This is a genomic window from Desulfogranum japonicum DSM 18378, from assembly GCF_000429945.1.
Lineage (GTDB): Bacteria > Desulfobacterota > Desulfobulbia > Desulfobulbales > Desulfobulbaceae > Desulfogranum > Desulfogranum japonicum.
The window spans coordinates 1-22,807 of sequence record NZ_AUCV01000060.1 but is presented as its reverse complement, the minus strand read 5'-3'; the positions used below and the strand labels follow the sequence as shown (position 1 = coordinate 22,807).

Here is a 22,807-nt window from a genome sequence, read left to right as displayed (position 1 = left end):
GAAAAAATATGTTATCTGTTGCCGGCAAGGGCAAGTTTGACACCGAGCAGGATAAGAATCACGCCTGTCAATCGTTCAAACCAGTGTCCAATGCGTAAGAATTGCTGGCGAACACGGGAGTGACCAAAAAAGAGTGACAGCAGTGAAAACCATATACCTGTGGCTATGGCCATATACAGACCGTACAGGGCCTGAATAGCGGTCGGGGTTTCGTGATGAATAATCACAGTGAAAAGTGACAGAAAAAACAGCGTGGCCTTTGGGTTCAGGCCATTGGTGAGAAAACCGGTCCATATAGCCTGACTGATCTTGGGTGCGTCGCTTGTCTGCCGGTCAAAACTCATAGCAGTATTATGGGGTCTGGCACGGAGAGATTTAACGCCAATGTACGTCAGGTAACAGGCTCCGATAATCTTCAACACGGTAAATGCAATGATCGACTGCGACACGATGATACCGATGCCCAGCAGAGAATAGCAGACATGAATGAGTATACCACAGCCAACGCCAAGACTGGTCCACAGGGCGGTTGTCTTTCCATGGATGATGGATTGACGGACAATAATGGTAAAATCGGGCCCCGGGCTGGCAACAGCCAGCAGGTGAACCACAACAATGGTTAAAAATTGAGAAAGATAGAGGTTGCTCATGATCTGTTACGCTGTTTTTTTGCTGGGCATATATACGCCTGATTACATAATTTCGCAACCCTTGCTGTAACCGCTGCTGGTTATAGTTAGTGCCTGCCCATGAATGGTCTTTTCGGAGTGTGGTTTCTTGTTGATATAAGGGTTACGGAAAAAAATAAAGTATCCAATCTTGCTTGTCTCTCAACTCGGTAACATGGTAGTGTCAATGGCTCAATACGACCAGTATGGAACCATTGACGCTACCACGTTACCAAATCGATATCCTACGCAATTTTTGGATATGTATTATTTTCAGCGACCCTAAACTTGAGCACACATCCTCGGTTATGGACAGACACCTGTCAGCTATGCAGATCAAAAACACCTTTTTTCAGAAAAGTTTCAAACTGGCCAGGAGTGACCGGAGGGCTGGCCAGATATCCCTGCAGCAGCATATCACCGAGTTCGGACAGCATTACTTTTTGCTGATGTGTTTCAACACCTTCGGCGACTATGCTGAGATTAAGAGTCTGAGCTAGCTGGACAATGGACTCGACAATGGCACTACTGTCCGGATCTTCAACCACATCCTGAATGAATGAACGATCGATCTTCAGCCCATCAATGGGCAGGCGTTTTAAATAGGAAAGGGATGAATAACCTGTACCGAAATCATCCAGATAAAATCTGATTCCAAGTTCACGCAATTCTCCGAGGATCTGCATGGAGGAGAGAATATCATCCATTAACATGGATTCGGTTATTTCAAAATAGAGTCGTTCCACCGGAACCCTGGTTTCCTCGAGTATTTGTCGTACTTTAGAAATCAGTTCCTGACCTATGAACTGTCTGGGAGAGATATTAATAGAAACGTTGACCTGGTATCCGTTATCATGCCATGTTTTGGCTTGAGCCGCCGCGCTGCGTATCACCATTTCACCTAAATGGATTATCAAACCTGATTCTTCGGCAATGGGAATAAACTCTCCTGGGGATATCAGTTTTCCATTTCTTCTCCAGCGTATTAACGCTTCAGCGGCATAAATATGTCCGGAGAGAATATTGATCAGAGGCTGGTAATGGAGCTCAAATTCTCCCTGTTCAAGGCCATGGCGAATTTGCGCTTCCATATTGACCCGTTTACGCGCCTGGGTATCCATTTCATGGGTAAAGCAGTGGTAGGTGTCGCGTCCGGTTGCCTTTGCTTTGTACATGGCCATATCGGCATTTTTGATCAACTTTTCAGCGTCCATGCCATCCTGCGGCGCCAGGGTTATACCCAACGAAGCGGTTATGAAATAGGGTGTCTCCTGCTGTTTAAAAGGTTGTCTTATGGCGTCGAGGATGCGGGAAGCGATATGGACAACCTGGTTTATATCGGAAATTTCCGGAAGCAAAAGGAGAAACTCGTCACCTCCGAACCTGGCTAACGTATCACCGCTGCGAAGTTTATTCTGCATACGATAGGCACATTCGATGAGCAGATCGTCACCGGTAGTATGGCCACGGGCATCATTTATATGTTTGAAATGATCCAGATCGATAAACAAGACCGCCAGGGAGGTCTTTACCCTCTCCAGTCTGGTTAAAGCCACATTGAGACGATCAAGAAAGAGAATTCTGTTGGGAAGGCCGGTGAGAGCGTCGTGCTGTGCCTGATAGTGGAGCCGGTTTTCCTGATGTTTGAGTTCAGATATATCATGGAAAATGGACACATAGTTGGTGACATTGCCTTCAGCGTTATGGATGGTGCTTATGGTCAGCCATTCAGGGTAACTTTCACCGTTTTTCTTTCTGTTCCATATCTCACCCTGCCAGTGGCCTTGTTCGTTCAGCTGTTTCCACATTTTTGTATAAAACATGGGAGAATGTCTATCGGATTTGAGAAGGCGAGGATTTTTTCCGATAGCTTCTTCTGCGGTGTATCCGGTAATTTCCGTGAAAGCAGGGTTGACTTGTTGGATAGCACCTTTGCTGTCGGTTATGACTATGCCTTCGATACTTTGTTCAAAAAGCTTACCGGCTAAAACCAGTTCTTCTTCGGCGTTTTTCCTTTTGGTGATATCGCGGATAATACCAATGGAGAAGGCTTCACTTTTACCATCAACCGGGGGGATAAGGGACAAGGTGAGAATAACCCAGACCACTGACCCGTCTTTGCGTATATATCTTTTCTCTATGGTGCAGTCATTTTTTAAACCTTCTGACAGATCCTGCAGCAGTTGACGGTCCAGATCACGATCAGCCGGATGGGTGACGTCCATGATGGACATGTTCATGAGTTCCTGATGGGAATATCCTATAATCTCGCAGTATTTTGCGTTAACTTCATGGTATTTGCGGGTGTCCATGCGTACAATGGAAACGCCTACGCTGGCCAGTTCAAAGAAGGTGCGATAGATATTTTCACTGGCGGCAAGCTCCCGTGTTCTCCGCTGGACGAGCTGAGTAAGCCGGAAGCTGAACAGAAAGAGAATAACAGCTATGCAAATGCCCAGAGCGAGCAGAAAAAACAGGGATTTCAATATGCTTTCCCTCTTTTTATGCTCCCTGTCCTGATAGTTTTGCAGATACTGCGAATATAAAAAATCCTCCAGATCGTAGTTTTTATCCATCATGCCGAGTCGGACAAAAGTATCGGCTATTTTTTGCCAGCGGTCAGGGCTCATGTAGCCTATTTCAACAAATTCCGGCTGAATTAGTTCGCGCATTACGCTGGCCTCGTAGAGGAGCTCATGTCGCGTTTTCTGTGGTGCGTAGTTGGCTATAATATAATCTGCAACCTTTTCAGGGTGATGCATGGCATATTTCCACCCCTGTCTGACAGCCAGCAGGAAATTGGAGACCAACTGCGGGTTGTCATGGACAAAATCTGCCCTGGAAAATATCGTATCTCCGTAAAAATCAACTCCATAGGAGAAAGGTTTCAACAACGCAATCTCAATGCCTTCTCTTTGCACCAGGTATGGTTCGTTGGTCACGTAAACAGACTGGGCATCTATTTTTCCCTGTGTGAAGAGGTCAATTTTCCAGCCTGTAGGAACAGCGTAAATTTCTGACGGCATTATGCCTGCCTGATACAGCATGGCCATGATTTCTGGTGCTGCGTGTTTGAGAAGACCTATCTTTTTTCCCCGTAAATCTTCAGGGGCGGTAATACCTGAATTGCTTCGCACCATGAGAGCTGCAGGAGAATGTTGAAAGATCGCCCCAAGGGCCATGTATTTTTTTCCATTGGCTCGCTGAATCAGTACCGAAGGAGTGTCGATGGCAAAATCGACTTGGGAATTATCAAGCTGTTCAGAAGGAACAATGCCCGGAGCCCATTCAATGAGTTCTACCCGCAATCCCTGCTGGGCAAAGAATCCCTGTTCCACTGCTGCGTAAAAGCCAGCGAACTGGAATTGATGCCGCCATTTCAGTTGTAGTCGTACAGTTGTCAACTGTTTTGGAGACTGCTCTGCCTGCACAATGGTGTGCATGAAGAGAACTAGGGGCAGCAAAATGATAAATACAATGATAGAACGGAAGGTGGCCACTGGCTATATCAATGAGTTGAGCAGTTGGTGCCATCCGAAAACAGGGGATCGTGGTAACAGTGTAATGCTTAGAGAACTTTTCTATACGATTAACACCGATGCCGGGATCAATGATTCTGGATGGACCCAGTTAATGTTATGTATGATTTTTACAAAAAGTATATCATAGTTTTTTTAGCAAAGACAAATCTCTTCTGCTTTGAAAATATAGAGATTTAAGGGGCGCGGAAATAATAAATATCCAAAATTTGCGTAGGATATCATCGGCTGCATTTTGCAGAATGTCCTGTGGGCGTGAATCTGAGAGCCTGTAAGAGCTGGTTGGTAAGACGTAGGGAAAGAAGAAGAGGGCGGGAAAACCGGGCGGCCCGGTTTTCCCGACATGGTCATGAGAAATGCAGGTTAGCCAATGGTCATCAGCTCTATGGCGAAGGTTAATTCCTGCCCGGCTAATGGTGGGTTGGCATCCAGAGTGATGTGCTCATCGTTGATGTCTGTTATTTTGACAACGATTGGCTGGTTGGCCTGGTTCATCAGCTGCAACTGCATGCCTATTTCCGGGGTGATATCTGCTGGAACCTGACTGACAGGCACGTTGATAACCATTTCTTCATTGCGGTTGCCATAGGCCTTTTCCGGTGGAATGGTTACGGTTTTCTTTTCACCGATCTGCATACCGAGTACGGCTTCCTCAAATCCCGGGATAACCTGTCCGGATCCCAGTGTAAAGGGCAGTGGCTCCCTACCGTCGGATGAGTCAAAGACTGTTCCGTCATTCAGGGTTCCTGTGTAATGGATGGTAACCGCGTCACCATTTTTTGCCTGTTGCATAGCTGTCTCCTGAAAAAAAGTATACGAGATGTTTGACGCCCATTATGGGCTGGAGAATCGCTTATTGTCGCAGGGGATCCTGTAAAGGAGTAAAAAAACCGACATGGTTCTGAAGAGCTGTGGAAACCTGTGATAGGGCACTCTCTATGCAGGTTTGATCTGCCTTTGTATTGCCGGGAGCTACCAGAGAGGTTGCCCGCGGCCAAGCTGAGCGGTTGGTTTTATGTACCGGTTTACCGGAAAAAATCCGCTCTAGGATGTGCAACGTGGAACACTTTTGTATATTGTTCATCACGATTATGGCTGAGGTGTACCAATCATGGAGGAAAAATGCAAACTCTTTAGACCGGATTTCTCATGAGAATATTTTCCAGCTGATGCGAGGCACCGAGCATGTATCCATCTCGAATTACTGCAACTGGTCGGTACCAAAACAGATACTGCAAACACTGCTCGTCCTGTATCCGGGTCAGTCTGTTTTTTGGTAACCGTTTATCCATGTGTAAAAAAAATTGGGATCCCCCCATGTCTGGAAGTGGTTACCAGGGCCTCATCTGTGCACAAGTTAACATTATATGAAGAGGATATTGGTATGAAGTGTGGAAGTTGGCATTTTTCCGTGTGGTTACTGTTATCCATACTGCTGTTTGGCTTGCTGCAGGGGGGGATATCGTGTGCATCTTCCGGGCCCCAGCGAATAATTTCCCTGGGGCCGATTCATACGGAGAACATCTATCTGCTTGGTGCGGAAGATCGTCTCATTGCTAATACCATTTATTGCAATCGTCCTGCTCAGGCCAGAGAAAAAATGAAAATCGGTTCGGTCATGCAGGCAAATGTTGAGCAGATTGTCAGCCTGCAGCCTGATTTGATTCTTGCAACCAGCTTGACCTCTCCGGCACTGATAAACAAGTTGAATGGGATGGGGTTAAATGTGGTTCGTTTTTCCCAACCACAAAGTTTTGAGCAGATCTGCAATCAGTTTATCCAACTGGGCGAGCTGCTGGGGCTTGAAGAGAAAGCGAAAAGCATCGTTGGACAGGCAGAAGATCAGGTGGAACGTGTGAAGAAAGCTGTTGCTGGTTTTCCTTTGAAAAGGGTATTTATACAAGTCGGTGCCCAGCCTTTATTTGGCTCTGTGTCATCGTCTTTCACTAATGATTTTATTGTTTTGAGCGGATCTGAGAATATCCTGGCAAAAGAAAAAAACGGAGGGTGCAGCAGGGAAAAGGTGATTAGTCTCAACCCTGATGTGATTATTGTCGCCATTATGGGGTCACAAACAGGAGAGGGCGCAAACCAAAAAAAACTATGGTTTTCCTTTCCCACAATACATGCCTGCAGCAATAAGCAGGTGTATGTTATCGATCCTGATGTTGTGTGTAGTCCGTCACCCCTGACCTTTGCCCAGACGTTGACTACCATTGCAGGCTTGATACATCCTGAAGCAGATCTGAAGTTCAAGAAGTGAGGTCTCCCCTTGTCTTTTTGGTAATAGTTTTTATTGTTTTGGTAACGTAATAAATATACAGAGAAAATAACTTGAGAGGTTCAGGATGTTACCAAGCAAAAAGATGGAAAAGGCGTTTCTGGCCATTATTGAAGAGGCTGAAAAATTACAAAAAAAAGATCTGCCGGATAAAGTGGCAAAGCGTGTTAAAACAATACTATCCATTGCCAAACACCAGAGCGATATTCGCGGCATGGAAGGGAGTTGTTGTCATTCTTCCGGAGATAAAAAAAGTCATAAGTGTTCAAAATAAGCTATTTGTCCATAGTGGGAGAGCAACGATCTCTGTAGCAAAGCCTGGTCTCTGACCGGGCTTTTTTGCGCTGTAACCAGTTTGCGTACAGGGGGGCAAGAATAACAGCCACCCTGCGAGTAATTGTCATCACAGGAAGATATTCTGGTCATGTTGGGAAAATCTCATGAACCAACTGTTGTAAGTTGTCCAATTGCCTGTCAATGGAGGTTGCCAGGTAGAATTGTATTAAAGCGCGATGCAGATTCTGCCCGGGAGCCGTAACTTTGAAATACGTATTTCCCTGCAGGTGATCGGTAAAAAAACGTATCCCCAGTTCAAAACTGATTAATTTGGCAGCAATTGGCAGTAGGCTGAGATCCTCCGGGTGTAAAAGGATCTTGGAGTGGCTGGCATAGCCACGCAGCAGGGCAGCAAATATTTGGGGAGAAAAAGTCGTTTTCTCCGGATCGTGATGTTCTTCGCCAGCCTGGTTGCAGCATGAGCGGCAGCAATCGCCCAGATCGTGGAGGAGTAATCCCGGTTTAACCGTATCCAGGTCAATGAGGCTGATCACCTTTTTCCCCTCTTGGCAGAAGAGAAAATTAGAAACCTTGGGGTCACCATGGATAATGTGGCTGGTGAGTTTGGCCTTCTGTTTTTCAAACTGGTTAACAACCGGCTGTAACTGTTCAATACGCTGCATACACTGTTGTTCCTCTTTGTTTTTTACACACGAGGATGCAGCTACCTGACGATATTTTTTCAGGTATACAGGGGTGTTATGGAAATCTGGAAGGGGATCAAAGAGAGCTGTGCTGTCCAGGGTGGATAGCAAACTGTGGAAGTGAGCCAGAGCTGCACCAAGGCTTTCTGCCTGTTGTTCTGTTTCCAGCTTTTCAAGTGTTCTTGTTTGTTCCAGGTATGAAAGCAGTCGCCAGCCATTGCCTTCAGCATCATAACAGGTGTCGTGACCGGATGTGTTACTGATCAAGCGGTAGAATTGTAATATTTTGTTGCGCCGGGTTTTGAGATGGGTGGTGACCAGACGCTGGTTGTGCATTACCTCCGAGGGATTGGAAAAAACAGCGGCGGGTATTTTTTGAAGAACGTATTGTTCTCCACTCTTGAGCCGTACCAGCCAGGTGTCGTTCACTTTTCCCTGGCCAAGGTGTGAAAGCGTGTATTCATTGGTTGGCCCAAGAAAAAAACAGAGCACATCCTGCGGTTTTTTGTATTCCATGATGTAATTATTTCAAGCAGGATACTTTTGGGTATTCAGGTGCATTTTCTCCTTTGCAGCGGCCAACAGGTCAATTCCCAAACGATCTGCCATTCTGGTCAGATAGATAAAAACATCTGCCATCTCATGTGCTACTTCCTGTTTTTTTTCAGGTTCAAGCTGAAAGCTCTCTTGTGGTTCCATCCACTGAAAATGTTCCAGCAATTCTGCCGCTTCCACAATGAGTGCAGAAGCCAGATTTTTAGGAGAATGAACATATTCCCAATTTCTGGCGTGGGCAAATTCCCTAAGGTCAAGGGTCAACTCTTCTATATCTGTATAACGGTCTGTACTCATAAATCACTCTTTCTGTAGCAAACATTCTTTGTACCCCCTCATAGGGGACGTTGACTAAGCTTGGCAACTCTCCGGTATGTGTAACTGTTTACAGGGGGGATGAGGTTTTTGCAAGCAGGCTGGTACAGCGTATTGGCCCATACGTAAGCCAGGCCGATCGCGGAAAGATCAGGGGTACTGTGAGCAGTTACTAATATTTCTTGTTTTTGGGTGGGTAACGCTTATCTGAGCTGCTTATTTTACAGCGTTTCTTCGGCTTTGGCCCTAATTTATGAAGATTTTTTTAACAAGCATCCAGGTAAACATGCTATGATGGCCAGGGATCACGGAAAAATTATCCAATCTTTTTTGTCTCTTCAGTTCATTTTTTCCTATGACACAAACGTCCACGCAATCACAGCATACTCACCGCATACGTCTTGCAGAAGAATGGCTGCATTCATGTGCCGGTTGCGAGATGGCTTTTCTCAATATTGGCGAGCATCTGCTGGACCTTCTTCAGGATATAGATATCGTCCATATGCCTGTCCTCATGGACCATAAGTACTATGGGCAAAAGGGGGAGTATGGGCAGCGCAGGTTACCAAAGGCTGATATTGGCCTTGTGTCCGGTGGGTGCGCCAATGAAGAACACAAAGAAATTCTTACACATATGCGAGCGCAATGCGATGTTCTGGTAGCTTTGGGCACGTGTGCCACACATGGCGGCATACCTGCCATGGCAAACAACTGGGGCATGCAGGAGACCTATGAGCAGGTGTTTCAGACGTCCACATGCGAAACGACAAGTGTGCCGGCCGATCATCTGCCACGTCCCCTTGACCGTGTCTATGCTTTGGATGAGTTGGTGTCCATCGACCTTCTGTTACCTGGATGTCCTCCTAATCCCACCCATATAGCTGAAATCATCGGGTCATTGGTCGCAGGTAGACAGCCACAACTGCCATCCAAAAGTGTTTGCGATACCTGCCCGGCAATTCGAACAGGAAAAATGGTAAGTAAAGAGGTGAAGCGTTTTACCTGTAACTGTGTTTTTGACCATGAGCAACCCATTGACACCATGCGCTGCCTGCTGGAGCAGGGATTTCTTTGTATGGGGCCAGTGACCATGGCAGGTTGTGCTCGAGATGGTGCCCCCTGCTGCATCAGGGCCCGGGTGCCCTGCCGGGGCTGTTATGGACCGGCCCGACAGGGTGGACATCAGATGATGGATATGCTGAATGCTGTAAGTGGCTCAGGGGTTGATGTGAAATCCATTGTGGACAGAAAAAACATGCTCAGGTTTTCCGGAGCACATAACCGGTTGCGTGTGCGCAGAAAAAGGAAATAGGGGCTGGGATAATACTTAGGGCTGCGGACAAATTACATTCTGGCAACCGCGTATGAAACGTTTTTTTAAGAGGGAGGTTCGGGAACGATGCGTTTTCTTCAGGAAAATCTGCTAGATCTCCTCCAGAGTCCAGGGTTTGAAAATTTGAGGTCAAGCTTTGTCTCCCGATCATATGTGAAAGATAGTTATATTTGTCAGCCAGACAGCCGGGAAAATAGCATCTTCATCGTGCAATCAGGTCGGGCCAGGGTGTATCTGGGGTATGAAGAAAAAGAATTTAACCTGGCCATCCTTACATCTGGAGATATCTACAGCACCCATACCGGCACATATGTTCAGGCACTCTCTCCTCTGGAGGTTCTGGTAACCGATGTGGCTACATTTCATCAGCAAATGGCAAGTTACAGAGAGGTGAACCAGGCTATGATCAAGGTACTGGGTAATATCCTCCAGGCTTCTTTTAAGACCATTGACAGCCTGGTGTTTCAGGATACGTCTTGCAGATTACTATCTCTATTGCTTACGGAAGCGAAACGACGCACAACAGGTGCTGACGGTTCTGTGCTTCTTGATATCAATCTCTCTGTTGAGCAAATTGCTAACCTTGTGGGTGCCAGTAGACAGACTGTTTCCACACAACTGAACAGGTTGATCAAGGCGGGATGTATTCAGCGCCAAACCCGGGGGACATTTATGGTTCCAGATGTGGATGCTCTTGAACGGGAGTATCATAGCAATGGTTGTCCCTGATTTGTGAGAAAAGACCATGTCAGTAGAGTGTACAGGGGTCAATCCCGTAGATGCAGAGGTCGTTCTTTTGGTTGCACGTGAAACGGCAATGATCGACAAAAACGAAAAGTCTACATATTTACAACATGTTATGCATTAACAATTCGCACTGGTTTTTGCTTAATAAATCCCTGGATATTTTCAACTGTCTGGTCAATGATACGCTGCCTGGCCTGCACACTGCCCCAGGCATTGTGGGGTGTAATGATCAGGTTGGGAATAGTTTCTGCAAGCAGGGGATTACCCTCTGATGGAGGTTCTTGACTGAGAACATCGGTGGCTGCTCCGGCAATGGTTCCTGCCTTTAAGGCTTCTGCCAGATCATGCTCATTGACTATGCCACCACGGGCAGCATTGATAAGAAATGCAGAAGGTTTCATCAGCTCCAATGCCTGTTTATCGATCACATTTTTAGTATGTTCGGTCAACGGACAGTGCAGAGTGAGTACATCAATTTTGGGGAGCAACTCAGGGAGTGGTATGCGATCAGCTGATGCTTGAGTGCTGCCTGGTCGTTGAGCTATACTAATCTCCATACCAAATGCTTCAGCAATTCTTGCCACTCCTTTTCCCAGGGTTCCGTACCCTACAATACCAAGCGTTTTGCCTTTGAGCTCATGTATGGGATAGTCGAGCAGACAAAATTGACTAGACATTGCCCACTTACCGTCACGGACAGCTTGCGTGTAGACAAGAAGATTGGTGTGCAGGGCCAGCATGAGTGAAAAAACATGCTGCACCACTGAATCTGTTCCATATGCCTGGGCATTGCAGACTGAAATACCCATCTCGTGCGCGGCTGCACAGTTTACATTATCGGTACCGGTAGCAACCAGACAAATGAGCCGTAATCCACTTTGAGCGGCAAGTAACTCTCGGGTAAGGCGCACCTTATTGACAATAATGACCTCTGCTCCCTGGATGCGCTCGGCAACCTGGTTCGGATCAGTCTGTTGAAAGATCGATAAGCTGGAAAAAAGGGCTTTCAGGGGTGATAGATCAAGGTCTGCTAAACTCTCTGCGTCAAGAAAAACACCACGCATAATAAACATCTCCAAAATAAAACTGAAGTACACGGTAACAGGTTGCCCATCCCTGGACAATCTCGTTTGTCCAGGGATGGGCTCAGACAGCTTACCGTACAAAAATCTTAAAACGGTTGTATTGATTCTCGTCCCCTATGGGTACTAGACATAGGGGACTATACGGAGAAATCCTGGTTTAAGCGAAGGAACAGTCCGGTTCAGTATTCAGTAGAAAGCTTGAATGTGCCGGCTTCCATTTCCTTATCGATGTCGCCCAGAGCTCTGCGCATCTGTTTTAGGGCCTGGCGGATGCGGTTTTCGTTTTCAACCAGAGCAAGGCGCAGGTATCCGTCACCTTCTTCACCAAAACCGGCACCGGCAGCTACGGCCACATTGGCCCGGTTCATCATTTCGATGGAAAATTGGATGGAACCCATCTGCGCATATGGTTCAGGTATTTTTACCCAGACAAACATACCGGCTTTTGGTATTTCAACCTCCCAGCCCATGCGTACAAGCCCATCGCAAAGAACATCGCGGCGTTTCTGGTACACGGCAACCTGTTCACTGATGTTGTCGTCACAATCGCGCATGGCCACAATGCCAGCCACCTGGATCGCGGAAAAAATACCATAATCATAGTAGCCTTTTATTTTTGCCAGCCCATCGATCATCTCTTTGTTGCCGACACAGTATCCCAGTCTCCAGCCTGCCATGTTGTAGGATTTGGAAAAGGAGCCGAATTCTACCCCCACATCCAGAGCGCCAGGGACTTCGAGAAAACTCGGTGCAACATAACCATCATAGGTGATCTGGGCATAGGCAAAATCATTGATTACCATAAAATTGTAATGCTTAGCCAGTTTCACCACTTCGGCAAAAAAATCCTTACTTGCAAGTTTTCCCGTAGGGTTGTGAGGATAATTGAGCATTACCAGCTTAGGCCCTGGATATAATGATTTGCACATTCGACTGATCTGGGTGAGGAAATCTTCTTCAGAATCCAGACAGAGGCGCAGTACATTGGCGCCGGCAATAACCGCTGCATATACATGGATTGGAAAAGCAGGAGCAGGAACAAGAACTGAGTCGCCTGGACCAAGCAGGGCAAGGCAAAGGTGTGAAATACCTTCTTTTGATCCGATGGTGCAGATAACATCATCCACCCCGTTGAGGGAGACATCGTATTTTCGGTCGTAATAGAGGGCAATTTCCCTTTTCAGGTTTTTCATGCCACCCGCAACTGGATAGCGGTGAGTTTTGGGATCCAGAGCTACTTCACAGAGTTTTTCCGTGACTTCCTTGGGCGCCGGGTCAACGGGATTGCCCATACCGAGGTCTATGACGTCCTGGCCTTCCCATCGTTTCTCCATCTTTATTTTGTTGATAATGCCAAACAGATATGGAGGGAGATGGTTCATTCTGTCGGCATACCGAATGGAAAATGCATCGCTCATGGTGTCCTCCTTATGCTTTGCTGTGAGCGTTTTATGATTCAACCAGCAAAGGGCTATACAAAAAAAAAGCCTGAACCGTTCGGTCCAGGCTGAATCACACCATGGACCGGGGACTCGGTCCTAAAGGCGTGAGTGGCGTATAGTATCTGTGTTACAGGTGAGCCGCAGCAAGCCGATGAACCATAGAGGTCATGGCCGCCGCCGCTCCGGTAAATAATATGGGCAGCATCTGGTATTCCCTTGTTTGCAGTATCGCACAAAGTTTGTATACGCATGAGAATACGGTATAGTTTCTTCCATGTCAAGAAGAGACCGTGTAAATTTGACCATCGATGTAACCTTGTGACTGCGATGTGTATGTGCGTCAATGATTACAAATCCCGCGAAACTTATTGCTGTAAAGAAGCTATCCTTTGTAAAAGTCCAGCCAGATCACGTTCATCAATGCGGTGAAGGCCAAGAGACCTGGCATACTGACAGGCGGTGGCACGGGCATCGGTTGCCAAAGACCGCATCAACTCCGGGTATTGGTTTGCATTACCACTGGGATGATACTGATCCATAATATTGATATACGTGTCAAGGCTTACCGAATCTGCCAGAAATTTCAGAATGGCATTGGTTTCTTCATCCAAACCGGGCATAAGCAGGTGACGGACCAGTAAACCTCTCACCGCTTGTCCCTGCTCGTCAACTACCAGGTTTCCCACTTGTCGATACATCTCTCTTACTGCTTTACGGACTATTTTCGGGTAGTCGGGAGCTTTTGCATAGCGTGTAGCGGTTTCTGCGTTCCAGAATTTTATATCCGGCATGTAGATATCAATGATGCCGTCAAGAAGTTGCAGCGTTTCCACCGTATCATAGCCGCTGGTGTTATAGACAATGGGGAGAGTAAGTCCCTGGTCCACGGCAAGAAGAAGGGCCTGGAGAAATTGAGGCACTATGTGACTGGGGGTAACCAGATTGATATTGTGGCAGCCTGTGTGCTGCAGTTCCAGCATGATTTCTGCCAGTTGCTGCGGGGCAACAGTAGATGCATGTGCAACGGAGTGACTGATATCTGCATTTTGACAGAAACAGCAGAGCAGATTGCATCCGGCAAAGAAAATCGTGCCGGAACCATTGACACCTACCAGAGGCGCTTCTTCGCCAAAGTGAGGCCCGTAGCTGGCAACCAGGGCCATGGACCCGGTCTGGCAGAGCCCCACTTTGTCCTCAAGGCGGTTTACATTGCATTTCCTGGGACAGAGCTGGCAATGATGGAGCACACGCAGAGCTTCATCGGCACGCTCCCGCAGCACACCGCTGGAATATAGCTTGAGATATGCAGAAGGGGCCATTACTCCTTACCCGCAGCTGCCTTGACCTTTTCACCGAGTTTTTTGGTTAGCCGTATCAAAGCGGGCGAACGGTCATCTCGGTCCAGGATCGCATCAATGATGGTAAACGTGTCCCATTTTTCCACAGCTGCGACCAGAGCATTGTGGAGTTCTCCTTCGGTGCGAGCTTTAAATCCCTGTCCACATCCCAGTAATTCAGGTATTTTGCTGAATTCCCAAGGGTGAACGTCATTAAAGGGTCCATCAATCATGGGACGCTCTGTTGAATATCCCTGGTTGTTTAAAACCAGAACAATGGGAGTGAGTTTATACCTGGCGATGGAGGAGAGTTCCATGCCTGTCATTTGAAAAGCTCCATCACCAACCAGAACCAGCGGGCGGACATAAGGGTTGGCCATCTGGGCACCAAGTGCACCTGGAACGGCAAAGCCAAGAGAGGCGTAGTAGGCCGGGGAAAGAAAGTCCGCTGCATTGTGTACAAAGAGATCGTTTGCTCCAAAAAGCGCATCACCCACGTCGGCGACAATCATGGTGTCTCCACTGATAAATCCATTCAAACGCTGAAATAAGGATGCTACAGTGAGGGCATTGTCCTCACTTCCCGGTTGGACAGCCTGGGGTGGAATCGGCCTGGGAATCTCTCCGACCTCTCTTGGCGTTATGGGGGCCAGCTGCAGGCCCTGGATAAAATCAGAGAAGAGCACCGTGTCGTAACGATGGTGTCTGATGGAAATCTTTTCACTGGTCGCGTGAATTGCGGTGGTTGGATCAATATTGGAGGTAAACAGGCCAAGATTCAGATCAGTAAGAAAGGTGCCCAACAGGATCAGGCAATCGCTGTTTTCCACATACTCTGTTACAGCTTCGGTTCCTCCTTCAAAGACACCGAGGTACAGAGGATCGGTGTCAGGTACCACTGATTTTGCCAGTACCGTTGCCGCCATTGGTATTCCTAGCCGATGGGCCAGCTCTGTGACAGCGTGCTGCATGCCAAAACGGTGAATTTCCACACCGGCAAGGATGACCGGTTGTCTGGAACGATTAATCAAGTTGGTGGCTTCTTCAACGGCTTCCTGAAGAGCATCCGGATGGCTGGCTGTCACTGGAGCTGCCTCCTCATCCTGGATAAAGAGAGAGGTAAACACCATATCTCTTGGCAATTCAATATATACCGGGCGTTTATGGATCAACGCTGCCTGGATTACTCTATCTATCTCACGCTGGGCAGTCTGTGCTGAGGAAATGACCGTTGAAGCGACTGTGAACTCTTCAAAAACACGTAATTGTGTGCCAAAATCAGTTATTTGATGGTGCAGCATGCCTTGAACATGCCGTTCTTCAATTCCAGGACTGCCACTGATGACCACGACCGGAGATTTTTCTGCAAAGGCCTGGGCTGTGGTATTTGCTATTTTTAAACCACCCACACCATATGTAACACAAACCGCTCCCAGGCCGGAGATTCGTGCATAGGCATCGGCCGCAAACCCGGCACCCTGTTCGTCACAGGTGTTGATGAGCTCGATTTCAGTGCATTTTTCCACCTGATCATAAAACCCAAGGACATAGTCTCCTGGTATTCCGAACATATGTCGGATTCCATGGGAATGAAGTTTCTGGATGAGATATTCGCCGATGGACATCACTCTACTCATAGGGTATCTCCTTATCGCTAAAATTAGATGCGGATGGATACGTATGGTGACGGGCAGTATACTCTGTAGAGAAATATGCAGAGTTATGTGGAAAAGAGCATTGTTGCGTTAGCACTCTTTACAGGTACTATAAGCTGGAAAGATAACAAAGTCCATGAAGTGCGCACATCAAACTCCGTAGAGGAGTTTTCCGGTTGGAAATATAGCTTTGCTTTCAGCTGTACAATAACAAGATGAAACTGATCATAGACACTCCATGAAGTCTCCCGCTAATTGCGTTTGTCCAAATTTACAGCCCTTGTGATGAGTTACGAGAAGATAGCTGCTTGTTTACGCTGGGGTTGGTTTTCAGCTGCATGGTGCCAAACGTATTGTCGTTGCACAGCTTTTTCTGAGATATTTGTAAAAATATTCACGAAAAGAGTTGAGTGGATCTTAGCTCTGAATACCTAAAAAGCACGTGGTTATTGACAGATTATTTTTTATAGTCTATCGTCCATTGCCGATTTGAAAGAGATGGAGGTGCACAATATCGTTGCATACAGCACAGCAGGCCCGGTAACCGCCAGTCAGATTCCTGGGCATTCTATGATGCAGAAGTGTTTGCCAACGTATTATTGTGGTTTTAGCGTTGATTCGTTCAACGGTAAGTCAATATCTAAAAATTCTCAAAGAAGCTGGTCTTGTTCGGTCAGAAGGAGGTAACACTATGTGCTACTGTATTCACTGGGACATACTTGCCATACCCCGAAATGTTTTAAAGCGAATGCTGATGCAGCCGTTTTTTGCATGACACAAACAAGAGAAGCTTTCTCGCCAATCAGATGGAGCGTTCCGTGTAGCTGTATAAAAATACACATGGAATGAATCTCTGTCTGCTTTTGAACACTCTGATCCGTTTATATTACAGGGCCTGATATGGCTTGATTACGAATGAAGAGATCGTTCATTTCAACAATAACAATTACTACCATATGAAGAATATTTTTTATTCGTCAAACCCTTATACACTCCAGGTCAACAGAGACCTTTGCATAGGATGCGGACTTTGTGGAGTTGTCTGCCCCTATCCTGTTTTCAGATTGAAGAGAAAAGCCGCAGTTATCAATGTGGAACAATGTATCGGTTGTGGGGCCTGTACAAATAATTGCCCAACATCTGCGATAACCGTCGTCCCTGGTGAAGCATCCGGGCCATTGTTGATAAACCGCTGGTGGTCAAAGCTGCGGGGGCGAAAAGTAGAAGAATGCTGCCGCTGATGTAACCACTGGCAGAGGAGGGGAATGAAGGGAAAAACACTGTACGATAAATTATGGGAAGCACATCTGGTCACTCAGAGACCAGATGGAACTGCTCTGATCTATATTGACAGGCATTTAATTCATGAAGTTACCTCTCCCCAGGCTTTTGAGGGGTTGCAACTGAGCGGACGGACCCCTTGGCGGATTGGTGCCAACCTCGCAATGCCGGATCATAATGTGCCCACACTCTTCCAAGAGAGAAGATCAGGAATAGACGGTATCTGTGACCCTGTGTCACGGTTGCAGGTTCTGACATTACAGAATAATTGCAAGAATTTTAATATCCTTGAGTTTGATATGGACGACCAGCGTCAGGGAATTGTCCATGTAGTGGGGCCTGAGCAGGGAGCAACCCTGCCAGGAATGACAGTTGTTTGTGGAGACTCCCATACTTCAACCCATGGCGCGCTTGGAACCCTTGCCCAGGGGATTGGAACGTCAGAGGTCGAACATGTTCTTGCGACCCAATGTTTACTGCAGAAAAAAATGAAAAATATGCTCATCAAAGTAGAAGGTGAGCTTGATGAATCAGTTACGGCCAAAGATATAATCCTTTACATTATTGGTACCATCGGAACAGCCGGCGGGACCGGATACACCATTGAATTTGCAGGGTCAACCATACGGTCACTGTCCACGGAAGGCCGGATGACCATTTGCAATATGTCCATTGAGGCTGGTGCCAGGGCAGGGCTTATCGGGGTAGATGAGACAACTCTCTCATATGTCCAGGGTCGTCCGTTTGCTCCTACGGGTGAAATGTGGGATCAGGCGGTGGCTTACTGGAAAACACTTGTCTCTGATGACGACGCAGTCTTTGACCGGGTTGTGGAGATCAATGCATCCGATATCGCGCCCCAGGTAAGTTGGGGAACCTCCCCTGAAATGGTGCTGCCGGTTACTGCAACAATTCCCTCACCTGAACAGGCTGTCTCTGAAACAGAAGCAGAAGGGATACAACAGGCTCTCAGGTATATGGGGTTGCAGGCTGGACAAAAAATTACGGATATTCAACTGGATCGCATTTTTATCGGATCCTGCACCAACTCTCGCATTGAAGATCTCCGGGCTGCTGCCAGAATTGTCGTCGGACAAAAAATAGCACCGACGTTGAAGCAGGCTTTGGTTGTTCCCGGGTCTGGTCTGGTGAAACAACAGGCAGAGCAGGAAGGATTGGATAACGTGTTCAAAGAGGCTGGTTTTGAATGGCGTGAACCGGGATGTTCCATGTGTCTGGCCATGAATGATGATAAACTCGGAAATGGAGAACACTGCGCTTCCACATCCAATCGGAATTTTGAAGGGCGGCAGGGATTTGGAGGTCGTACTCACCTGGTAAGCCCTCAGATGGCTGCTGCCGCTGCCATTGCCGGGCATTTTGTAGATATCCGTTACTGGAAGGGGATGGCCTGATGGAACCATTTCATGTGCATACAGGTATTGTGGCTCCTATGGACAGGGCTAACGTGGATACGGACCTGATTATTCCCAAGCAGTTTTTGAAATCAATCAAGCGCACAGGATTTGGACCTAACCTTTTTGATGCACTACGCTATCTGGACGAGGGACAGCCTGGGATGGATAACAGCGCAAGGCCTCGTAATCCTGACCTCATGTTGAACCAGGATCGATATCAGAATGCTACTATCCTACTGACACGGGGTAATTTTGGGTGCGGATCAAGCCGTGAGCATGCTCCATGGGCACTTCTGGATTATGGGTTTAAGGTGTTACTTGCACCAAGTTTTGCCGATATCTTTTATAATAATTGTTTTAAAAATGGTATCCTGCCAATTCTTCAAGAGAATTCGGTGATTGAACAGCTTTTTACCGCTATGTATGCAGAACCTGGGTTCACCTTGACTGTTGATCTCGAGAAACAGGTGATCATCATGCGGGATGGGCAGACAAGAGAGTTTGATGTCGATCCTTTTCGAAAGGAGTGTCTTCTAAACGGGTTGGATGATATAGGGATTACCCTCAGGGATCAAGATAAGATCCTCGCCTATGAAGAACAGAGAAGGCATATTACCCCTTGGATATTCTCGGAAGTATAACAGAATATCGTCATCGCAGAGAGGCTGTAAGAAGTACGGCTGCATTCACGTAAATACAGCGTAACACGCATTACGGGTGAGTTCGTCAAAGGATTATCAGTCTGAAGAGACTGTCAGAGATATGCCTGATATTGTCTGAAGAGCAGCAATGACATATCCGGACAGAACCCAGAGGCAACGCCCGGATAGTATAACTGTGTTGCTGCGCAGAGATTATGACAGTGTGGAAATAAGAAAAACGCTGACCTTTTTAATCGTCAGTTTCTATATCGTCATAGTCCATGCTGTCGTAATCTTCGTCGTCCTCATCTTCATCTTCGTCGTCCTCATCATCATCCATATCATCCTCGTCCTCTTCATCCTCATCAGGCGAAATTTCAGGCGTCGGACGATCATCCTGGTCTCTAACAGCTTTTGGAATTTTGGATTCCGGGACGATGAATTCTCGAATTTTTTCTATCTCTTCTGCAAGTCCTTCTTCGGACTGACAGATTTCGCATTCCTTCACGTGCTGATCCACAAACTGCATCATACGCGCAGGGGCCATGGTTTCCTGCTTAACTCGCAGGTACCAGTCTTTTATAAGGCGAATTAGTCGCTCACATTCCATGTAAATCTTGGGGAAGCTCCAACCCGGTTAGCAAATAGGTATTAGGATATCATTTTGTGTAGAATATACGATTATAATAAAAAGTTGTTTTTCAGGTCAATACTTATTAAATTAAAATTACATAGTGGAAGTGGAAAGGGCACTGGTGGCTCTCCCGGACTTCAAATCCGGTGTGGCGGGTGAATAGCTCGCCAGGTGGGTTCGATTCCCATGCACTTCCGCCAATTTTTGCCTTTTTTCAACGTGTTAAGCTTTGCATGTTGTGTCCCCAAATTATCCGTGTATTCTTTTTTTGTCCTTTAAGTAGCCAGTCTAGATTTTTTGCTTCATCCGGTAAACGCGTACCTGGAGCAGTGAAGATCATAGGGTCTCAGTTTAAAATATTCTACATCCCGAAACCCGTACGCCTGTCGCTTCATTGTCTTACTTTTGTTTTTTATTCCTTCAAGCTTGCCGTTGCTGATCCCATGAGAGTAATAGAATATTATTCCCTCTGAATGCTTGACGATTGTATGGCCCCCTGTGTTAGGGTAGGTGGCACATCCTCGAAAAAGTATTCTAATAGAACTTTTTAACGGGGCGCACAGATTGATTTCTGATATTTGCTCAAATGATGATAAGAAGATTTGGTTCATTCCTTGTGAAGATGAAGAAAGCGTCTATTATACGTATCCAAATATTGCAGCTCGTGTTTTGGATGAATGCCTCGCCTTTGAGTACGCCCTAGCAGACAAGAAGCTCAAATGGATGTTTATAGAGAGTCATCATAATGTGTTGTATGCCACTGGAATAGAAGCTATACATTGTCTCAATGCTTACAATAAAGATAATCAACCAATCGGGTAGCCGGGAGAATTTTTCCCTCAGTCATTGTGCTATCTAACATGCAATGCGGGATAATCGACGCAAGGGCTTTCAAGGTTGATATTGCCACTTGTAACCTCAAGAATCTCGAAACGCGCTCAATCTTAAGATTTCTCCTTCCAGCTACTTTGCATTCGCATAGATATCAATGTGATCCCTCTCGAGTCTTCCCTTATCTTCGGCTAGTATTTATGTTATTGTAACTAATGGAAGTCAGCGGTGCTGGCTCTTTTTAAACTCGATATTGACGTTAGCAATGAGACTTTTCGGAAAAATTTTAATAGGGATATTGATATTTTTTTCATTAATAGCCCTTTCGCTTGGTGCATGGTGGCTTTTAGGTATCATAGTCTTTTGGGTATTCGATTTTAACAAAATTGTTGGCGTAATCTTGTTATTTGCACTTTTTATAATTTACGCAATTATGGCCGGTTACTCGAAAACGGGTGAGCAATTTAGCAGAAAGCCATTGTCAATTTTTGAGAAAATCAAAAAAGCTAAATGATCAGCAGGGGCGAGACAAATATTATTGATCCTCCCTCTATATATCTTTTCATGCAAACGTATCAACGACAGTCGGTGATTGCTCTAATGTTTTCTCCCAGCCAATTGAAGAGCTATTATTGAAGGAGAATAGACTGCCTTCCCATCCTATACCAGTTTTATATAAATCAGATTGTGAGTCGTAGAAATTCACAAGCTCGGTGAGGATTTCTTCCGTTGTTTTTCCCTCCTCTTTTCCATTGGCTATTAGTTCGGTTTTTTGTTGCTCAACTGCGGCATTTTCTCTTTCAAATGCATTTGATATGCTTTCAAACCGTCTAATCGCTTCTACATCTTTCAAGTTTGGCATATTACTGGCAGCAACTAATATCCCTCCATTGTTCGGCTTGGAGTAGCTTTGCAACAGTTGTTCAGCCTTTTGTTCATCTCCAGCAGTTTTCTTGATTTGACTAACTATGCGGTCTCGTAAGGGGGTTACCGACGAGCTGCTTGCTGACTGGTTTGAGCTGCTGGATATTGATTCGTTTGCAATTGAATCAACACTGCTTTCTGAATACCTCTGGTAAGCGTAGAGACTTACTTGGATGCTAGATATATTCATATTTGTACTTAAAGTATGATGCATTAAAAGGGAGATGGGAATGAGTCAAAGATGTTCCCTCTATATGCTTATCGGTTGGTAATAAGTAATTTTAAGTTTTAAGTCAGCAGCTGTGATGATGAACCTTAGTTTGAAGAAATCATATAGGGTCGTAACAGCGAACGTAGTGAGCGTAGCGCAGACGGCCCAACCACAGAGCTGAGGAGCGTAGCGGATCAGGTCGAGGATTGGAGCTGTAACCCGGAGCGGTAGCGACCCAGTACTGGTGATGAATAGGCTACAGATATGTCTTCATTGATTTCTAAAGTGGTCAGCAGAATGTTGGATCACTGAAGGCTTATGCAGATGGTCTGTAGCATTTCATCACAGACTTCCTATTAACAATCCATAGAAAGGATGTCTCTTCAGTACTCTGGTAGGCCGTAGCATTGCCAGCAGTATTTTCCATACAAATAGCATAGAAGGTCTCACCGTGCGCTCACAGCGCTCTGTGACCATGCTTATGGAAATGTATGGAAATCCGCTGGTGATGACTACAACTACTGTGCCTGGTGGTGTGGGAGAGGACAGTCAGTGATTGCTGTTTCTGTCGAGTTATAGTCAAGTCTGGTGTTCGAAGAATCATTCCTAAACATTGACGATCCTGTCGAGCCCGCTTTCTTCTATCGGTACAACTCTCTCCCCATCTTTGAACTCTACCCCGCGTACTACATCTGCAAGCAGCTTGAATCCTCGTAATCGACGCCATTTCTTTTGGGCGCTTTGGCCGAGCTTAAACACCATGGATAATATGGTACGCCTGGAAACGCATCCTCTTGTTTTAGCTGTTCTCAGGCGTACTGTGGCAAACGTAGATTCTATTGGATTGGACGTTCGAATGTGCTGCCAATGAGGAGCTGGAAAATCATAAAATGCCAGCATTTCCTCTTTGTCTTTTTGCAGACATTCCAT

Annotated in this window: 21 protein-coding genes, 1 tRNA gene and 1 pseudogene; 10 read left to right on the top strand and 13 right to left on the bottom strand. The window is 46.3% G+C overall.

Annotated elements, in window-relative coordinates; all coding sequences use genetic code 11:
* Positions 1-11: 11 nt before the first annotated feature.
* The 3 genes from G493_RS0120315 to G493_RS0120305 form a co-directional block, all read right to left on the bottom strand.
* Entirely contained in the window at positions 12-650 is a 639-nt protein-coding gene (locus tag G493_RS0120315; protein WP_035275393.1) for a LysE family translocator, read from the bottom strand.
* A 341-nt stretch (positions 651-991) separates the two neighbouring features.
* The gene (locus tag G493_RS30410; protein WP_153306606.1) at positions 992-4,168 is read right to left on the bottom strand and encodes an EAL domain-containing protein; all 3,177 of its coding nucleotides are present in this window, start codon (positions 4,166-4,168) and stop codon (positions 992-994) included.
* 402 nt (positions 4,169-4,570) lie between these two features.
* Entirely contained in the window at positions 4,571-4,999 is a 429-nt protein-coding gene (locus tag G493_RS0120305; protein WP_028581860.1) for an FKBP-type peptidyl-prolyl cis-trans isomerase, read from the bottom strand.
* A 592-nt stretch (positions 5,000-5,591) separates the two neighbouring features.
* On the opposite strand from G493_RS0120305, the gene G493_RS0120290 reads away from it, so the two are divergent.
* Together G493_RS0120290 and G493_RS0120285 are read left to right on the top strand one after the other, a co-directional pair.
* Positions 5,592-6,470 carry an ABC transporter substrate-binding protein gene (locus tag G493_RS0120290; protein ID WP_028581857.1) on the top strand — a complete coding sequence of 293 codons (879 nt, stop codon included), beginning with the start codon at positions 5,592-5,594 and terminating at the stop codon, positions 6,468-6,470.
* An 85-nt stretch (positions 6,471-6,555) separates the two neighbouring features.
* A complete protein-coding gene (locus G493_RS0120285) occupies positions 6,556-6,762 on the top strand; it encodes a hypothetical protein (protein WP_028581856.1) in 207 nt (68 codons plus the stop codon).
* Between the two features lie 148 nt (positions 6,763-6,910).
* On the opposite strand, the gene G493_RS30400 is transcribed toward G493_RS0120285, so the two are convergent.
* Positions 6,911-7,984 carry a phosphotransferase enzyme family protein gene (locus tag G493_RS30400; RefSeq protein ID WP_051309672.1) on the bottom strand — a complete coding sequence of 358 codons (1,074 nt, stop codon included), beginning with the start codon at positions 7,982-7,984 and terminating at the stop codon, positions 6,911-6,913.
* A 12-nt stretch (positions 7,985-7,996) separates the two neighbouring features.
* Complete coding sequence (locus G493_RS0120275) at positions 7,997-8,320, bottom strand: nucleotide pyrophosphohydrolase (RefSeq protein WP_028581855.1); 324 nt, start codon at positions 8,318-8,320, stop codon at positions 7,997-7,999.
* 373 nt (positions 8,321-8,693) lie between these two features.
* Here G493_RS0120275 and G493_RS0120270 point away from each other — a divergent pair, with 373 nt between their 5' ends.
* Entirely contained in the window at positions 8,694-9,650 is a 957-nt protein-coding gene (locus G493_RS0120270; protein WP_051309670.1) for an NADH-quinone oxidoreductase subunit B family protein, read from the top strand.
* Positions 9,651-9,737: 87 nt separating this feature from the next.
* Positions 9,738-10,400 (top strand): Crp/Fnr family transcriptional regulator, encoded by a 663-nt coding sequence (locus tag G493_RS0120265; protein ID WP_028581853.1) that lies wholly within the window; start codon positions 9,738-9,740, stop codon positions 10,398-10,400.
* Positions 10,401-10,528: 128 nt separating this feature from the next.
* On the opposite strand, the gene G493_RS0120260 is transcribed toward G493_RS0120265, so the two are convergent.
* The 4 genes from G493_RS0120260 to G493_RS0120245 form a co-directional block, all read right to left on the bottom strand.
* Positions 10,529-11,482 (bottom strand): 2-hydroxyacid dehydrogenase, encoded by a 954-nt coding sequence (locus tag G493_RS0120260; protein WP_028581852.1) that lies wholly within the window; start codon positions 11,480-11,482, stop codon positions 10,529-10,531.
* Positions 11,483-11,682: 200 nt separating this feature from the next.
* On the bottom strand, positions 11,683-12,921 hold the full coding sequence (locus G493_RS0120255; RefSeq protein ID WP_028581851.1) for an aminotransferase class I/II-fold pyridoxal phosphate-dependent enzyme: 1,239 nt from the start codon (positions 12,919-12,921) through the stop codon (positions 11,683-11,685).
* Positions 12,922-13,310: 389 nt separating this feature from the next.
* Entirely contained in the window at positions 13,311-14,264 is a 954-nt protein-coding gene (locus G493_RS30395) for a radical SAM protein (protein ID WP_035275387.1), read from the bottom strand.
* On the bottom strand, positions 14,264-15,919 hold the full coding sequence (locus G493_RS0120245; protein WP_028581850.1) for an alpha-keto acid decarboxylase family protein: 1,656 nt from the start codon (positions 15,917-15,919) through the stop codon (positions 14,264-14,266). Before G493_RS0120245 ends, G493_RS30395 begins: the two co-directional genes overlap by 1 nt.
* A gap of 619 nt (positions 15,920-16,538) precedes the next feature.
* Between G493_RS0120245 and G493_RS34890 the strand changes: the two genes are divergently transcribed.
* From G493_RS34890 to leuD, 4 genes are all read left to right on the top strand, one after another.
* Complete coding sequence (locus tag G493_RS34890) at positions 16,539-16,712, top strand: ArsR family transcriptional regulator (RefSeq protein ID WP_205623731.1); 174 nt, start codon at positions 16,539-16,541, stop codon at positions 16,710-16,712.
* Positions 16,713-16,893: 181 nt separating this feature from the next.
* The gene (locus G493_RS34885) at positions 16,894-17,178 is read left to right on the top strand and encodes an indolepyruvate ferredoxin oxidoreductase subunit alpha (protein WP_084813692.1); all 285 of its coding nucleotides are present in this window, start codon (positions 16,894-16,896) and stop codon (positions 17,176-17,178) included.
* 24 nt (positions 17,179-17,202) lie between these two features.
* Positions 17,203-18,633 carry a 3-isopropylmalate dehydratase large subunit gene (leuC, locus tag G493_RS0120235; protein WP_028581849.1) on the top strand — a complete coding sequence of 477 codons (1,431 nt, stop codon included), beginning with the start codon at positions 17,203-17,205 and terminating at the stop codon, positions 18,631-18,633.
* Complete coding sequence (gene leuD / locus G493_RS0120230; RefSeq protein WP_028581848.1) at positions 18,633-19,277, top strand: 3-isopropylmalate dehydratase small subunit; 645 nt, start codon at positions 18,633-18,635, stop codon at positions 19,275-19,277. Before leuC ends, leuD begins: the two co-directional genes overlap by 1 nt.
* A 250-nt stretch (positions 19,278-19,527) precedes the next feature.
* Here leuD and G493_RS33880 read toward each other — a convergent pair whose 3' ends face one another.
* Complete coding sequence (locus G493_RS33880) at positions 19,528-19,824, bottom strand: hypothetical protein (protein ID WP_028581847.1); 297 nt, start codon at positions 19,822-19,824, stop codon at positions 19,528-19,530.
* A 189-nt stretch (positions 19,825-20,013) separates the two neighbouring features.
* On the opposite strand from G493_RS33880, the gene G493_RS0120220 reads away from it, so the two are divergent.
* Positions 20,014-20,111: transfer RNA gene (locus G493_RS0120220), tRNA-Sec, on the top strand.
* Positions 20,112-20,213: 102 nt separating this feature from the next.
* Here the strand turns inward: G493_RS0120220 and G493_RS35015 are convergent.
* A pseudogene (locus tag G493_RS35015) lies at positions 20,214-20,399 on the bottom strand (transposase); the annotation flags it as partial.
* A gap of 22 nt (positions 20,400-20,421) precedes the next feature.
* Here G493_RS35015 and G493_RS34880 point away from each other — a divergent pair.
* On the top strand, positions 20,422-20,733 hold the full coding sequence (locus tag G493_RS34880) for a DUF6756 family protein (RefSeq protein ID WP_028581846.1): 312 nt from the start codon (positions 20,422-20,424) through the stop codon (positions 20,731-20,733).
* Between the two features lie 571 nt (positions 20,734-21,304).
* Here G493_RS34880 and G493_RS33535 read toward each other — a convergent pair.
* Together G493_RS33535 and G493_RS30390 are read right to left on the bottom strand one after the other, a co-directional pair.
* Positions 21,305-21,856, bottom strand: a complete 552-nt coding sequence (locus G493_RS33535) for a hypothetical protein (RefSeq protein ID WP_153306605.1) — start codon at positions 21,854-21,856, stop codon at positions 21,305-21,307.
* 627 nt (positions 21,857-22,483) lie between these two features.
* Positions 22,484-22,807, bottom strand: a 324-nt coding sequence (locus tag G493_RS30390; protein ID WP_035275383.1) for a transposase, incomplete at its 5' end; no start/stop codon positions are given.